This is a genomic window from Paracoccus seriniphilus (assembly GCF_028553745.1).
Lineage (GTDB): Bacteria > Pseudomonadota > Alphaproteobacteria > Rhodobacterales > Rhodobacteraceae > Paracoccus > Paracoccus seriniphilus.
Genome location: NZ_CP067129.1, coordinates 2,247,162 through 2,262,773 on the forward strand (window position 1 = coordinate 2,247,162; position 15,612 = coordinate 2,262,773).

At 62.4% G+C, this 15,612-nt stretch carries 16 protein-coding genes; 3 read left to right on the forward strand and 13 right to left on the reverse strand.

Translation table 11 applies throughout. The features are described from left to right. The first annotated feature begins 58 nt into the window (after positions 1-58). Positions 59-955 carry a DUF726 domain-containing protein gene (locus JHW44_RS10965; protein WP_089344452.1) on the forward strand — a complete coding sequence of 299 codons (897 nt, stop codon included), beginning with the start codon at positions 59-61 and terminating at the stop codon, positions 953-955. 10 nt (positions 956-965) lie between these two features. Here the strand turns inward: JHW44_RS10965 and JHW44_RS10970 are convergent, their stop codons facing one another. Beyond that, on the reverse strand, positions 966-1,574 hold the full coding sequence (locus JHW44_RS10970) for an inner membrane-spanning protein YciB (RefSeq protein WP_089344451.1): 609 nt from the start codon (positions 1,572-1,574) through the stop codon (positions 966-968). A gap of 101 nt (positions 1,575-1,675) precedes the next feature. After that, entirely contained in the window at positions 1,676-2,632 is a 957-nt protein-coding gene (locus JHW44_RS10975) for a DUF1223 domain-containing protein (RefSeq protein ID WP_179217724.1), read from the reverse strand. Between the two features lie 201 nt (positions 2,633-2,833). On the opposite strand from JHW44_RS10975, the gene acnA reads away from it, so the two are divergent. Further along, positions 2,834-5,605, forward strand: a complete 2,772-nt coding sequence (acnA, locus tag JHW44_RS10980) for an aconitate hydratase AcnA (RefSeq protein ID WP_089344449.1) — start codon at positions 2,834-2,836, stop codon at positions 5,603-5,605. A gap of 72 nt (positions 5,606-5,677) precedes the next feature. Here acnA and ggt read toward each other — a convergent pair whose 3' ends face one another. The 10 genes from ggt to yajC form a co-directional block, all read right to left on the reverse strand. Next, positions 5,678-7,489, reverse strand: a complete 1,812-nt coding sequence (gene ggt / locus JHW44_RS10985) for a gamma-glutamyltransferase (protein WP_089344448.1) — start codon at positions 7,487-7,489, stop codon at positions 5,678-5,680. A gap of 70 nt (positions 7,490-7,559) precedes the next feature. Further along, on the reverse strand, positions 7,560-8,102 hold the full coding sequence (locus tag JHW44_RS10990; RefSeq protein ID WP_089344447.1) for a DsbE family thiol:disulfide interchange protein: 543 nt from the start codon (positions 8,100-8,102) through the stop codon (positions 7,560-7,562). Then, positions 8,095-8,238 carry a heme exporter protein CcmD gene (ccmD, locus tag JHW44_RS10995; RefSeq protein ID WP_089344446.1) on the reverse strand — a complete coding sequence of 48 codons (144 nt, stop codon included), beginning with the start codon at positions 8,236-8,238 and terminating at the stop codon, positions 8,095-8,097. The genes JHW44_RS10990 and ccmD overlap by 8 nt, the downstream gene beginning before the upstream one ends. Further along, positions 8,235-8,960, reverse strand: a complete 726-nt coding sequence (locus JHW44_RS11000; protein ID WP_089344445.1) for a heme ABC transporter permease — start codon at positions 8,958-8,960, stop codon at positions 8,235-8,237. Before JHW44_RS11000 ends, ccmD begins: the two co-directional genes overlap by 4 nt. Positions 8,961-9,002: 42 nt before the next feature. After that, on the reverse strand, positions 9,003-9,659 hold the full coding sequence (gene ccmB / locus JHW44_RS11005; protein WP_089344444.1) for a heme exporter protein CcmB: 657 nt from the start codon (positions 9,657-9,659) through the stop codon (positions 9,003-9,005). A gap of 49 nt (positions 9,660-9,708) precedes the next feature. Then, entirely contained in the window at positions 9,709-10,338 is a 630-nt protein-coding gene (gene ccmA, locus JHW44_RS11010; protein ID WP_089344443.1) for a heme ABC exporter ATP-binding protein CcmA, read from the reverse strand. After that, positions 10,335-10,688 (reverse strand): Mth938-like domain-containing protein, encoded by a 354-nt coding sequence (locus JHW44_RS11015; protein ID WP_089344442.1) that lies wholly within the window; start codon positions 10,686-10,688, stop codon positions 10,335-10,337. The genes ccmA and JHW44_RS11015 overlap by 4 nt, the downstream gene beginning before the upstream one ends. Beyond that, a complete protein-coding gene (gene secF, locus JHW44_RS11020) occupies positions 10,688-11,668 on the reverse strand; it encodes a protein translocase subunit SecF (protein WP_089344441.1) in 981 nt (326 codons plus the stop codon). The genes JHW44_RS11015 and secF overlap by 1 nt, the downstream gene beginning before the upstream one ends. A gap of 1 nt (position 11,669) precedes the next feature. Beyond that, positions 11,670-13,334, reverse strand: coding sequence for a protein translocase subunit SecD (gene secD / locus JHW44_RS11025; RefSeq protein WP_089344440.1), 1,665 nt, complete (start codon positions 13,332-13,334; stop codon positions 11,670-11,672). Positions 13,335-13,364: 30 nt separating this feature from the next. After that, complete coding sequence (gene yajC / locus JHW44_RS11030) at positions 13,365-13,697, reverse strand: preprotein translocase subunit YajC (protein WP_089344439.1); 333 nt, start codon at positions 13,695-13,697, stop codon at positions 13,365-13,367. Positions 13,698-13,976: 279 nt separating this feature from the next. On the opposite strand from yajC, the gene mazG reads away from it, so the two are divergent. Next, a complete protein-coding gene (gene mazG / locus JHW44_RS11035; protein ID WP_089344438.1) occupies positions 13,977-14,801 on the forward strand; it encodes a nucleoside triphosphate pyrophosphohydrolase in 825 nt (274 codons plus the stop codon). Here the strand turns inward: mazG and JHW44_RS11040 are convergent. Further along, a complete protein-coding gene (locus tag JHW44_RS11040; RefSeq protein WP_089344437.1) occupies positions 14,798-15,607 on the reverse strand; it encodes a sulfite exporter TauE/SafE family protein in 810 nt (269 codons plus the stop codon). The genes mazG and JHW44_RS11040 overlap by 4 nt on opposite strands. Positions 15,608-15,612 lie beyond the last annotated feature (5 nt).

The following is a 15,612-nucleotide window of genomic DNA, read 5'->3' on the forward strand; positions in this document are numbered from 1 at the left end:
GGCTGTCGCATCATCGACCTATCACATCGCCCGAAAGTGGCTGTTCAGGAGGTCCGGAATGCCGGTCGTCAAGGTCAATGCCGATCAATCACCGCCGCAGCGGTTATGGCAGACCGCCGATACGCTGCCCGAAGGCGCGCCCATCATCGTGATGGTCCACGGATACCGCTATTCACCTTCGGAGCCCGCCCATGACCCGCACCGCCACATTCTGTCCCTCGATCCCGATCAACGTTGCCGCCGTTCAACCTCGTGGCCCCGCGCCCTGGGTTTCTCGGATGACGACACCCAGCAAGGCCTTGCGCTGGCCTATGGATGGGAAGCACGCGGCAGCCTTGGAGGCGCGTATCGCCGCGCAGGCGAGGCAGGCAAGACGCTGGCGGGGATCGTTTCCCGGCTGGCGGATCAGACCGGGCGTCCGGTCGCGATCATCGGCCATTCGCTGGGGGCGCGAGTCGCGCTTCAGGCGCTGAACGCAGCGCAACCCCACAGCATCGGCCGCGTCATCCTGTTGACCGGCGCCGAATTCCGCGACAATGCCGCACGGGCACTCGTCTCTCCTGCCGGGCAACAGGCCGAGATCATCAATATCACCTCGCGCGAGAATGACCTGTTCGACTTCGCCTTGGAACAATGGCTGGCGCGGGGCCGCCGTCAGGCGCTGGGGTTCGGGCTGGACAAGCCCGCCCGCAACTGGGTCGATGTGCAGATCGATCAGGGCGAAACTCTGGCCGCGCTCGAGGATCTGGGCTTTCCGACAGAACGCAGACCCTTGCGCCTGTCACACTGGACACCTTATCTGCGGCGCGGTCTGTTCGAATTCTATCGCACCGCGCTCTGCCAGCCCTGGGCCTTGCCTTTGGGGATGCTGCACGCTCGCCTGCCGGGCCGGATCGAACCGCGCTGGTCACGCCTGCTGGCAACACCTTCAACCATTGGCGCCCTGCGGATCTGAACCTGCCGCCCTAGCCCTTGCCCTCGCCATCACCCTGCGGCAACGCATGGGCCTTGAACAGGCCGGCATTGGCGATCAGGAAAGCGAACAGGACCAACGGCAACCCGAAAGTCTTGAAATAGACCCAGGTGCTTTCCGACATGGTGCGCCAGACCAGTTCATTGGCCATGGCAAGTGCAAGAAAGAGGATCGTCATGCGCAGGGTCAGCTTGCGCCAGCCATCGGCATTCATCGGCAGTGCCTCGGACAGGACCGCCTGCAGCCAGTTCTTGCGCGCAATCAGACTGAACCCCAGCAGCCCGGCAAACAGCAGATAGATCATGGTCGGCTTCATCTTGAAAAAGCGTGGGTCATTCAGCCAGACGGACAGGCCACCGAACACGACCACCAGAACAAGGGTCGCGATCTGCATGGGGGCAAGGCGACCGCTGAGACGCCATTGGATCAGCGTCGCAAGGGCAAGCGCGGGAATGAATACCAGCGTCGCAAGGATGAAACCGCCATATTCCTGACCCCAGAGGCTGACCGTTTCACCGCGCTTCAGGACAAAGACCAGAAAGAACAGCATCACTGGTCCCAGCTCCAGTGCCGGTTTCACCCATGGTTTCTGATCTTTCATCTGCCGTTTACCTTTTCATTGGGACTGCGCCCGGATCTTGTCATGTCGAAGGCAACATAGGATGGCCCGACCCGGATGACAAAGCCCCATCACGGCTTCGTTCAATCCAGCGGAACCGCAGCAAGGATCGGGCCGGGCAAGCTGGCATCGCCCAGCTCCTGCTGAACCAGCAGGGCATGGCGCGTATCCGGCGGGAAATCCTCGCCATTGGCCTCATCAGGGCGCACGGTCAGGCGCAGCGGCTGTTCGCCATTCCATCTGGCCAGTTCATCCAGCCCCAGCACGACATTCGCATAGGTGATCGTACGACCGCGATTTTCGCCCGAGGTCACCTGAATCTCGCGCTGCGGGGCAAAACGCACCAACAGGATGGCCATGGGGGCGCCCAGTTCGGACAGTGGACTCATCTCGATCACCTCGCCGTCATCCGTGCTTTCACGCTGGACGCTCAGCATGGCCGGGGCGATGCGATGTCCTTCGATCAGGCTCATCAATTGCGCCGGACCGGGGGCAACGGCGGTATCGCGGCCATCAATGATCAACTGCGGTGTATAAAGAGCGCGCTCGCCCGAGGCGCGGGCATATCCTTCCTGGCGGTCGGTGAATTCGGGCCGTGCAAAGCTGTCGGTCCAGCCCAGATAGTCCCAGTAATCGACGTGGAAGGACAGCGGCAGGATGTCGCGGCGCTCTGAAAGACGCGCGATCATCGCATCAGCCGGAGGGCAAGAGGAACAACCCTGCGAGGTAAACAGTTCGACCACGACGGGCAGCGCAGCAATGGGCATCCGTTCCGCGGATGGGGGCATTCCGACCGGCGCGAAACTGTTGAGGGTCGGGCGGACAGGCGCGGCAAAATTCATCGCCCCCGGCGCCGCGCGCCCCGGATCATCCGGGGCGGTGATCACCGCGATACCGTCGAGATCCTGCGCCTGCGCGCCGCCCGCAAGCGCCGTCAGCGACAGTGCAACCAAAAGGCCGGCGCAGACGTTGATTATCTGCCGGGGGATTCCGCCATGAGCCATATCGATCTTGCACTTGATGAACATACCGACATGCATAGCGGCACCTTGTGCACCGGAACAAATCAACGCTTTGTTAGCCAATGCGTGAAGACAGGTGACCGTGCCACTTGAGCAACAGGAGCCAAACGGCATACCGTTGCATACAATTCTTGCCGCCCCCCGCTTGAACTGCGCCTTGGGGCGCAGCATATATGAAGAACGCCCGACCCCATCCAGTTACCAGACAGGGAGGCCCTTATGCCCATCACCACCGGAACCGACACCGCCAATACGCGCCGCACGTTGCGCGTGGGCGAACAGTCGGTGGATTATTTTTCGATCAACGCCGCCTCCGAGGCAGGACTTGGGGATTTCTCCAGACTGCCCGCATCGCTGAAGGTGGTCCTGGAAAACATGCTGCGCTTCGAGGATGGCGGCCATACGGTCAGTGTGGATGACATCAAGGCCTTCGCGAAATGGGCACAGGATGGCGGCAAGAGCCCGCGCGAGATCGCCTATCGCCCCGCTCGCGTGCTGATGCAGGATTTCACCGGCGTTCCTGCGGTTGTCGACCTTGCCGCCATGCGCGACGGCATCAAGGCACTTGGCGGCGATGCACAAAAGATCAACCCGCTGAACCCCGTGGATCTGGTCATCGACCACTCGGTGATGATCGACGAATTCGGCACTCCGCGCGCCTTTCAGGTCAATGTCGACCGCGAGTATGAGCGCAACATCGAACGCTATCAGTTTCTGAAATGGGGCCAGAAGGCCTTCAGGAATTTCCGCGTCGTTCCGCCCGGCACCGGCATCTGCCACCAGGTGAACCTTGAATATCTGTCCCAGACCGTCTGGAGCGATACCGATCAGAACGGCAAGCTGGTCGCCTATCCCGATACCCTGGTCGGCACTGACAGCCACACCACCATGGTCAACGGCTTGGCCGTTCTGGGCTGGGGTGTCGGCGGCATCGAGGCCGAGGCGGCGATGCTGGGTCAGCCGATCTCGATGCTGATCCCCGAAGTCGTGGGCTTCAAGATCACCGGTGCCTTGACCGAGGGCGTGACCGCCACCGACCTTGTGCTGAAGGTCGTGCAAATGCTGCGCGAACATGGCGTGGTCGGAAAATTCGTCGAATTCTACGGCGACGGACTGGATCACATGCCGCTGGCCGACCGCGCAACCATTGCCAATATGGCCCCGGAATATGGCGCCACCTGCGGTTTCTTCCCGATCGACAACGAAACCCTGCGCTACCTGCGCCAGACCGGCCGCGAGGAGGATCGCATCGCTCTGGTCGAAGCCTACGCCAAGGAAAACGGCTTCTGGCGTTCGGCAGATTACGAACCGGTCTACACCTCGACGCTGGAACTGGACCAAAGTCAGGTCGTCCCGGCGATTTCGGGTCCGAAACGTCCGCAGGACAATGTTCCGCTGACCGAGTCGGCCTTTGAATTCCGCAAATATATCGCCAACACCCGCAAGCTGGCGGAACCGACCCGCGATGGCACCCGTGCATGGAGTTCGGAAGGCGGAGCGCCTGCGCCTCATGACCTGCCGGGCCATCACGAAGGCTATAAGTCCGGCAGTGTCGATGGCGAGGATTACAAGCTGCACGACGGTTCGATCGTCATCGCGGCGATCACCTCCTGCACCAATACTTCGAACCCCTATGTGATGATGGCCGCCGGTCTGGTAGCGCGCAAGGCACGTGCGCTTGGCCTGACCAGAAAGCCCTGGGTCAAGACGTCGCTGGCACCGGGGTCACAGGTTGTCGCCGAATATCTCGAGGCGGCCAATCTTCAGGAAGATCTGGACGCGCTGGGGTTCAACCTGGTCGGCTTTGGCTGCACGACCTGTATCGGCAACTCGGGCCCGCTTCAGCCCGAGATCTCGAAGTCAATCAATGACAACGATCTGGTCGCGGTCTCGGTCCTGTCGGGCAACCGCAACTTCGAGGGCCGTATCTCGCCTGATGTGCGCGCCAATTATCTGGCCTCGCCGCCGCTGGTCGTGGCCTATGCGATTGCCGGCGACATGAATATCGACCTGACCAGCGAGCCCCTGGGCTTTGATCAGAAGGGCAATCCCGTCTATCTGAAGGATATCTGGCCGAACTCGAAAGAGATCGCGGAACTGGTCGATACGCTGGTCACGCGCGAGATGTTCCGCGAAAAATACGCCGATGTCTTCAAGGGCGATGAACGCTGGCAGGCGGTCGAGGTGACGGACACCGAAACCTATGATTGGCCGCCCAGTTCGACCTACATCCAGAACCCGCCCTATTTCCAGGGCATGGGCAAAGATCCCGGCACCATCAGCAATATCAGCGGTGCCCGTGTGCTGGCATTGCTGGGCGACATGGTGACGACCGACCATATTTCGCCCGCGGGCTCGTTCAAACCCACCACACCGGCGGGACAATATCTGACCGAGCATGGCGTTTCGCCGCGTGACTTCAACAGCTATGGGTCGCGTCGGGGCAACCACGAAGTGATGATGCGTGGCACCTTTGCCAATATCCGCATCCGCAACGAGATGCTGGACGGCGTCGAAGGCGGCTATACCAAGGGCCCCGATGGTCAGCAGGCGGCGATCTATGATGCCGCCATGGCCTATGCCGAAAACGGCACGCCCATGGTGGTGATCGGCGGCAAGGAATATGGTGCCGGTTCCTCGCGCGACTGGGCCGCCAAGGGCACCAATCTTCTGGGCGTCAAGGCGGTGATCGCCGAGTCATTCGAACGCATCCACCGCTCTAACCTGGTCGGCATGGGGGTGATCCCCTTCGAATTCACCGAAGGCGATACCCGCAAGACACTGAATCTGACCGGCGACGAAGAGATTTCGATCAGCGGGCTGGAGGGCGATTTCAAACCGCTGTCGCTGGTGCCCTGCACCATCACCTATGCCGATGGCCGCAGGACAGAGATCACCCTGCGCGCACGTGTCGATACCGAGGTCGAGATCGACTACCTGCGCAATGGCGGTGTGCTGCACTATGTGCTGCGCAATCTGGCCACGGCCTGATCCCTGCCTTGCCGGAAACGGAAAACCCCCGGCAACGCCGGGGGTTTTTTGATGCGTTGCTTTCCGGGTCGATCACCCGCCGATGGCAATGCCTTCACGGCGCGGATCGGCCCCGCCCTGCAGCCCGTCCGGCGTGATTGCGATGCCGTGCAAGCCCGAATTCAGATCACGTTCGTTCACCTCGTAACCCAGATCCGCCAGAGGCTGCGCCAGATCAACCGCCGCGCTGCCGGCCTCGACATCCATGGTGCCGAAACGGTTGACGATATTGGGCAGCGAAATGGCCTGCTGGATGTCCAGCCCCCAGTCAAGATTGCCGATGATCGCCTTGGCGACATAGCCGATGATCCGGCTGCCGCCCGGAGAGCCAATGACCAGAACCGGCTTGTCGTCCTTCATCACGATGCTGGGGGCCATCGAGGATCGCGGGCGCTTCCCCGGCTCCAGACGGTTGGCGATGGGATAGCCCGCCTCGTCATGGGTCGAGAACGAGAAATCGGTCATTTCATTGTTCAGCAGAAAGCCCTGCGTGAACAGGCGCGAGCCAAAGCCGTTCTCGATCGTTGTCGTCATGGACAGCGCATTGCCATAGGAATCGACAATCGCGATATGTGAGGTTGAGGGGAACTCGATCGCGTTGTCCTGCCCCCACAGCATGGCGTGGGTCCAGCCCGGCGAACCGGCGCTGACTTCGGGCAGGGCATCGTCCCCGGCCAGCAATTTGGCCCGCTCGGCCAGATAGCCGGGATCGACAAGCCCGCTGGTAGGCACCGGCACGAAGTCGCTGTCGGCCATGTAGCGCCCGCGATCGGCAAAGGCCAGGCGCGACGCATCTCCGATCAGACGCCAACTCTCGGGATTGTCGGCACCAAGACTGGCCAGATCGTAATTGCCCAGCATTCCCAGAATCTGCCCGACGGTCAGCGCACCCGAAGAGGGCGGCCCCATGCCGCAGATATCGTGATCGCGGTATTCGGCGCAGACGGCCGGCCGTTCGATGACCCGGTAGCGGGCCAGATCCTCGAGGGCCAACAGCCCAGGGTTGCCCTCGGCATTGCGCACGGTATCCACGATGCCTTCAGCGATTTCGCCATGATAGAAAGCCTTGCTGCCCTCGACGGCCAGACGTTTCAGCACATGGGCGTAATCGGCATTCACGACCGTATCGCCCGCAGCAAGCGGGGCGCCGCCAGGCAGGAAATAATCCCGCGTGGCCGGAAAGCGGCCCAGACGCTCGACATCATCGGCCACCGCCCCGGCAAGACGCGAAGAGACGGTAAAGCCGTTCTCGGCCAGTTCTATCGCCGGTTCAAAAAGGCTGGCCCAGTTGGACTTGCCCCAGCGACGATGCGCGGCCTCCAGCAAGGCCGGGGTGCCGGGCGTGCCGACCGAGCGGCCACCAACCACTGCATCATAGAATGCCAGCGGCTCGCCATTTTCATCCTGAAAATAGGTCGGCGTGGCGGCCAGCGGCGCGGTTTCGCGCGCATCCAGCGTGGTCAATTCGCCCGTCGCGGCGTCATACCAGACCAGGAACGCACCGCCCCCAAGCCCCGAGCTTTGCGGCTCGACCAGCCCCAGCACGGTTTGCACCGCCACCATGGCATCGGCTGCACTGCCACCCTGTCGCAGCACCTCGGCTCCGGCTTGAACAGCCAGCGGATTGGCTGCCGCGACCATCCAGTTTTCGGCAGTGACGGGTTTGCCTTGCGCCTTGCTTTCCAGCGCCGCAAGACCGGCCTCGGACAGACCTGCGAAATCGGCAGCCTCGGCCGCGGCGCTGCCGCTTTCGGGTGAAATTGCATCGGTTGCCTGCTGCGCCGCGCCGGGCAATGCCCAGACCGTGCCCATCAGCAGCGCAGTGACAAGACTGAAACGTGTCATGTCTGACCTCCCCATCATCTACAGATGGGTGCAGTCTGGTCCGCGCGCCCGACGGGCGCAAGACGGCTGTTCACTCTTCTTCGGCCAGCGCCTTTTCCAGCTGTGGAAGAAAGCGGTTGGTGTAATCCTCGCGCACCATCGGCCCGGCAAAACGGAACAGCACGTTGCCCTCTCCATCGATGATGAAGGTCTCTGGCGGGGCAGTCACACCCCATTCAATGGCCGTGCGCCCCTTGGGGTCGGTCGCCAGCGCGTGGAAGGGATCGCCGTCCTGCGTCAGAAAGGACATCGCGTTGGCCTCGGGGTCCTTCAGGTCGATGCCATAGACCGGCAGTTGCTTGCTCAATTCGGTCAGTGTCGGGTGCTCGGCGCGGCACGGCGGGCACCAGCTGGCCCAGAAGTTGACCAGCTTGACGCCCGGTTGCTGCAACATCTCATGCGTCAGTTGCGTCTTGCCCGGCAAGGTCGTCTCGGACACGGCCGGTGCAGGGCGCCCGACCATGGTCGAAGGCAATGCGTCGGGATCATCGCGCCCCATGCCCCACAGGAACATTCCCGCAAGGGCCGCAAAGGCCAGCGGCGGCAGCGCAACAAGCGGTGAAATCCTAGCCATTCTCTTCCTGCTTTTCCAAGGCCCGCCTGGCGCGGGCATTGGCCGCCACGCTCTGCCAGATCAGGCCGATCAACAGCACCGCGGATACGCCATAGGCGGCCAGAACGGTGCCTGCATATTTACCCAGATCAATCATGCCCGCGCCTCTCTGGCCTGCAATGCGACCAGACGCCGCTTGCGGATCTCGGTGCGTGTCCGAATCAGGACCAGCGCCAGGAACAGCAGCAGGAAGCCCAGCATCGAAAGATATAGCGGGTAGCGGTAGACCGCACTCATCCGTTCGCCCGGAGCAACGGACAGCGAGGCCCCCTGGTGCAACCCCTGGTTCCAGAACAACACCGCATAGCGGCTGAGCAGCGCAAAGACCGAACCGACCAGACAAAGCACCCCGGTCAGATCGGCGGCGCTGTCGGGATCCTCGACCGCCGCCCAAAGCGCGATATAGCCGATATAGAACAGAAACAGGATCAGGAAGCTGGTCAGCCGCGGATCCCATTCCCACCATGAACCCCACATCGGCTGGCCCCAGATTGCACCGGTCATCAGCGCAATCAGCGTCATCACCGCCCCGATCGGCGCGGCGGCCTTGGCCGCCAGCGCGCTGACATGATGCCGCCGGATCAGCCAGATCAGCGAGGTCACCAGCATCATGACCCAGATATTGATCGCCATCATGGCAGCGGGCACATGCAGAAAGACGATCTTGACGGTCGCGCCCTGCTTGTAATCCTGCGGCGTCAGAAAGCCCCACAGCACGCCGCCAATGGTGCAGACAGCCGCCCCCGCAACCACCCAGGGCAGGATTGCGCCACTGCTGCGCATGAACTTGACAGGGTTTGCATATTCCCAGATCGACATGTCGTATCCCCTATCGCCCCCTTTGGTGCGGCTCAAGTCACATCAGCGCAAGTTGACGCGCAGCGCCGCCGCAGCGGCAAATGGCACCAACGCAACAACGGCGGCGCTAATTCCGCCGAGGAACAGGATCGGTGTCACCGGATCGGCATCCTGCGCACCCCGCCTGACGATCTCGGTCCCGAAAATCAAGGTCGGAATGTACAGCGGCAGCACCAGCAGGGACAACAACAGCCCCCCGCGGCGCAGACCGACGGTAATCGCCGCCCCAAAGGCCCCCAGAACCGACAGCGCCGGCGTGCCGATGAACAGCGAAACGACCAGCCAGGGCACGGCATTTCCCGGCAGATGCAGCAGCAGGCCAAAGACCGGCGCGGCCACGATCAGCGGCAGGCTGGTGGTCAGCCAATGCGCCAGCGCCTTGATGGCCACCACACCTTCCAGCGGCAAGGGGGCCGTCGCCAGCAGATCAAGGCTGCCATCCTCGTGATCCAGCGCAAAGATGCGGTCCAGCGACAACAAGCAGGACAACAGTGCCCCGACCCACAGGATTCCCGGCGCAATGGGGCGCAAGGCCTCGGTCTGCGGTCCGACACCAAAGGGCACCAATGCGCAAAGTATCAGGAAAAAAGCGACGGCCAGCCCGAAACCGCCACCCGCACGGGTTGCCAGAACCAGATCGCGTTTCAGCAGGGCCAGCATGACGCCCCCTGCTCCATCGTTGCCCTGCAGGGCGAAAGCTCATGCGCGCTCATGCGAAGGCCTCGTTGAAACCGGCAGGTCTCGCGCCCTGCCCCGGTCGCGCGCGGAAGGGCGTCAGGTCAAGCACGTCGGCCCCGGTCAGGCCCAGATCGATATGCGTGGCCAGAATTGCCGCGCCGCCTGCCTCGAGATGTTGGCCAATGACCCTCGCAAAGCGCTCGACCGATTGTGCATCCAGCGAAACGGTCGGCTCATCCAGCATCCAGACCGGCCGCCCCGTCACCAGCAGCCGCGCCAGACCCAGCCGCCGTTTCTGCCCCGCAGACAGCGCGCCTGCCGGGCGATCTGCCAATGCGGTCAGTTCCATGGCCTCCAGCGCTGCCTCGATCGGGAAACCGCCGAAAACATCTGCCCAGAAGCGCAGGTTTTCCGCCGCCGTCAGCGCAGGTTTCAGCCCATCTGCATGGGCGGCATAGGCAATGGCATCCTCGTCATGTTCAATGCTGCCGCTGACCGCGGGCTGCAACCCGGCAAGCGTGCGCAGCAGGCTGGTCTTGCCGATGCCATTCGGCCCGCGCAGGATCAGTGCCGCGCCGGGATGCAGCGAAAAGGAAACGCCTTCCACGACCCGCATTCCGCCACGGGCGACCGCCAGATCCGTGACGCTCAGCAGCGTCACAGGGGGACAAGGGCGCAGGCGACCCGCCGGCCCTCGGAGAGGGTCACATTATAGGTCCGCGCAGCCGTCGGCGAGGCCATCGCCTCGACCATGACGCCAACCTCGTCCAGCGCCTCGACCAGATCCTTGGGCGGATGGGCAATATGTTCGCCCATTCCCAGGAACAGCACGTCGATCTGCCCCGCCAGGGCCAGCAGCGCCGCCCGGTCCGACAGGCCGCCCCAGGCATCGGCGCGCGTTCCCGTCACCAGAACCGGCCCGCGAATGACGGTACCGCCGACGCGGAAGAACCCCGGCCCATAGCCGTCAACCGCAACGGCGCCGCCGAAATCGGTGGGCTTCATCGCCATCAGTCAACCTCGGCGCCGGAAAACGGCGAACCGACCTCTTTGGGATCCTTCTTGGACCAATCCCGTTTGACGCCCAGCCACAGCACCACGTTCTTGGCCACATAGACCGAGGAATAGGTGCCGATCAGGATGCCGAAGGTGATGGCAAAGACGAAGCTGCGGATCACGTCACCGCCCAGAACCAGCAGCGCAATCAGGGCCACCAGGGTCGTTCCCGAGGTCATCAGGGTCCGCGACAGTGTTTCATTGACCGACAGGTTCATCAGATCACGCAGCGGGCGCTTCTTGTATTTCATCAGATTTTCACGCAGCCGGTCGAAGACAACCACGGTGTCATTGATGGAATAGCCAACAATCGTCAGCAGCGCAGCGATGGTGGTCAGGTCGAACTTGATCTGGAACAGGCTGAAAATGCCCATGGTGATCAGCACGTCATGAACCAGCGAGACGATGGCACCAATGGCAAACTGCCATTCAAAGCGCACCCAGATATAGAAGGAAATCGCCACCAGCGAGGCAAGGACCGCATAGATCGCGGTCTTGATCAACTCGCCAGACACTTTTGGGCCGACCGATTCCACCGAGGGGAAGGTGATCGCGGGATCAACAGCTTTCAATGCCGCCTCGACCGCGCTGATGGTTTCGGGCGTAACCGATTCCACCCCATCCTGTGCGCTGATGCGCACCTGCGAGACGAATTGATCGTCGCGGAAGGTGGGATCGAAAACTTCGGAAATCGCCACATCCCCAAGGCCAAGCGGCTGCAGCGCCTCGCGATAGACCCCGACATCGATGGCCTGGGTCGATTCCGTGCGGATCGTCGTGCCACCGCGGAAATCGATGCCGAAATTCAAACCGAAGATCAGCAGGAATACCACCGACAGCACCGCAAGAATGGTCGAGAACCCGAAGGTCAGGAACTGCCAACGGAAGAAGTCGATATTGGTCTGCGCGGGAACCAGTCTCAAACGGAATGCCATCTTACACCTCAATGTGGCGCGGGCGCGCACGTTCGAACCAGAATACAGTGATCAGCCGCGTCACGAACAGCGCCGTAAAGACCGAGGTCACGATCCCGATGCTGAGCGTCACCGCAAAGCCCTTGACCGGCCCCGACCCCAGAACGAAGAGGATCGCGGCAATGATCAAGGTGGTGATATTGGCGTCGACAATCGCCGACATGGCCCGTTCATAGCCCAGTTCGATGGCCCGCGCAGGGCCGCGCGCCGTGCGCAGCTCTTCACGGATCCGTTCGAAGACCAGCACATTTGCGTCCACCGCCATGCCGATGGTCAGCACGATCCCGGCGATCCCCGGCAATGTCAGCGTTGCGCCAATGATCGACAGGATGGCAAAGACCAGAACCATGTTCACGCCCAGGGCAACGGCGGCAAACACCCCGAACATCCCGTAGGAGAGCACCATCAGCACGATGACGGCGGCAAAGCCGACAGCCGATGCGATCCGTCCGGCATCAACGCTGTCCTGGCCCAGTTCGGGTCCGACGGTGCGTTCTTCCAGAAAGTTCAACTCGGCGGGCAGAGCACCCGCGCGCAGCAGCACGGCAAGGCGATTGGCCTCTTCATAATCCATCGAGCCCGAAATCTGCCCCGAACCAGTGGTGATGGCCTGCCGGATCACCGGCGCCGAGATCACCTGATCATCCAGCACGATCGCGAAGGGCTGGCCGACATTGGCCGAGGTATAGGCCCCGAATTTTCGCGCTCCGGTCGGATTGAAACGGAAATCGACCGCAGGCAGACCGTTCTGATCCGTCGAGGGCAGCGCATCTGTCAGTTCCTCGCCGGTCACGACCGGCGTTTCCTCGATCGTATAGTAAATTCCGTCCTGATCGGCCGAGGGCAGCACCACCTGGCCAATGCCGACCCGCGCATCGGGGTCGCCTCCGGTTCCGACGACGGGATTGAAGGTCAGCTTTGCCGTGGTGCCGATCAGCGCCTTGAGTTCGGCCGCCGAACCGATGCCCGGCACCTGGATCAACACGCGATCCTCGCCCTGACGCATGATCGTCGGCTCACGCGTGCCGACCTCGTCGACACGGCGGCGGATGATCTCGAGGCTTTGCTGAATGGTGCGATCATCCGTCACGGCCTTTTCGGCATCCGAAAGCTGAATGGTGATCGTATTGCCCGCAGCACTGATCGCAAGGCTGGTCTGTCCGGCACCGCTGAGGGTCGTCACCGGTTCGGAAAACCCGCGCACGATTTCCACGGCACGGGCCAGTTGTTCGGGATTGCCGATCTCGATCTTCAGAACGCCGTCCTCGGCGGGAACACGGCGAATGGCCCCCACCGTGGCGCGCTCGGCGGCAAGGGCACTGCGCAGTTCCGGCCACAGCGAATCCATGCGCGACTTGTAGACCTGCTCGACCTTGACCTCGCCAAGCAGATGCGCGCCGCCGCGCAGATCCAGCCCCAGATTGACCAGCCCATTGGGCAACCAGCCCGGCCAGCCGTCGCGGGCGGCCTCCAGCTCGGGCGTTGTCACGCCTGTTTTCTCGATCGTGGCGACGGCATCGTTATGGGCCTCGACACGTTTGTAGAACAGGTTGGGCATGGCATAGGCCAGTCCCAGAAGGCAGATCCCGATGATCAGGATGCGCTTCCACCGGTCGATCTGAAGCATGTTGGCTTACGCCCTCTTGTTATGGTCGGCTCAGCTGTTCGCTGCGACGGGCTGGGTCTTGTTCAGAACCTGCGCCACCGTGGCGCGCACGATGCGGACTTTCACGCCCTGCGCGATCTCGACCTCGATTTCATCGTCGCGGACGGTGGAAACCTTACCGATCACCCCGCCCTGCGTGATGACCTGATCGCCTTTTTTCAGCGATGCAACCATTTCGCGATGCTGCTTGGCACGCTTTTGCTGTGGGCGGATCATCAGGAAGTACATGATCGCAAAGATCAGGATCAGCGGGATGAACTGCGCGAAAGCGGCAGTCGAACCACCGGATCCGGCGGCCTGTGCGAAAGCGGGAGTTGCGAACATGAATATTCCTCTCGGCTGGCAGACCGGGTCGCCCGGTCCCGTTTATTTGGCGCGCAACCTATCTGCGGTACCCGCCCTTGGCAAGAAAGCGCGGACACCGCCCGGCGCAAGAGTGAAAACAGCTTCGTGAAGACGGTTTCGACAAGGCTGTGAAGATACGCAAACGGATGTATCCGCATTGCCGAACTGCGCCATGTCTTCGCGGACAGACCTGTGGACTCGGGCCATCTGCTGTGGCAGTCGAAGGGCTGTTCCGGACCAGCGACAAGGTGAATTGCAATGGCCGACTCCAGCCCCGCCAAGCGTGACATCTCTGCCGAGATCACGCGCCTGATCGAGATCATGGCCCAGCTGCGCGATCCCGACAAGGGCTGCCCCTGGGATATCGAACAGGATTTCGCCTCGATCGCCCCCTATACAATCGAAGAGGCCCATGAGGTCGCCGATGCCATCGAACGCAAGGCTTGGGACGAATTGCCCGGCGAATTGGGCGATCTGCTGTTGCAGGTGGTGTTTCACGCGCAGATGGCCTCCGAGGCGGGCATGTTCGACTTCGCCGATTGCGCGGCGGCCATATCGGACAAGCTGGTGTTCCGTCATCCCCATGTCTTTGGCGACGAAAGCCGCGACAAATCCGCCGAACAGCAGATCAAGGACTGGGAGGCCATCAAGGCCGTGGAACGCGCCAACAAGGCCGAGCGGGGTACCCTGGACGGCGTGGCCATGGGGCTGCCGGCCCTGACCCGTGCGCTCAAGCTGCAGAATCGGGCCGCGCGGGTGGGATTTGACTGGCCCGATGCGTCAAATGTTCTGGACAAGATCACCGAAGAAGCCGCCGAACTGGTCGAGGCCCGCGATGAACTGGACCATGATGCGCTGGAGGAAGAATTCGGCGATCTGCTTTTCGTGATCGCCAATCTGGGCCGCCATCTGAAGCTGGACCCGGAACTGGCGCTGCGCCGCGCCAATGCCAAGTTCACGCGCCGCTTCCAGGCCATCGAGGCCGCGCTTGCCGACGAGGGCCGGCGACCCGAAGACAGCGATCTTGCCGAAATGGACCGGCTGTGGGATCAGGCCAAGCTGGCGGAAAAGGCAGCGGGTTAGCCCATCAGCACCTTGCGCGCCATGTTCAGGGCGACAAGGAACAGGAAGATCGCGAAGTAACGTTTCAGCCTCGCGGCATCGGTGCGATGCGCCAGTGCCGCCCCCAGCGGGGCAGTGATCATCGTCATGGCGATGGTCACCAGGAAGGCCGCGACATTCACCGATCCGACCGTGAAGGGCGGTGCATTCTGCGCCGGCACGAACAGGAAGGTCGCCACGGAAGGTGCCGCGATCAGAATGCCAAAGCCTGCGGCCGTCGCCACCGCCCGGTGAATGGGAATCCCGTGCAGCGTCATCAGCGGCACACCGATGCTGCCGCCGCCAATGCCCAGCAGAACCGAAACGAAACCCGTGCACAGCGAAATCACTGCCTGTTTCCATCCCTGCGGCATCCGGTCCCCCAGGCGCCAATGTGGACGCGAGATCGCCATATATGTCGCGATGACCACCACCAGCACGGCAAAGACCAGCTGCAGCGTCTGGGTGCGCAGCGCCTGAACCGTCAGCACACCCGACACAGCCCCGATGGCAATTCCCGGTGCATAGGCCCGCAGGATCTGCCAATCGACCGCGCCACGGCGGTGATGGGCCAGAACCGAACGCAGCGAAGTCACGATGATTGTCGACAGCGAGGTGGCCAGACAGATCTGCATGACATCCGGGCTGCCATAGCCCGCCTGCGTGAAGACCAGCAGAAAGGCGGGCACCAGAATGATGCCTCCGCCCACCCCGAGCAAGCCTGCCAGAATTCCCGCGAATGCGCCGGTGGCCAGCAGAATCAGAACCGGTATGATAAATTCACTCATGGGTC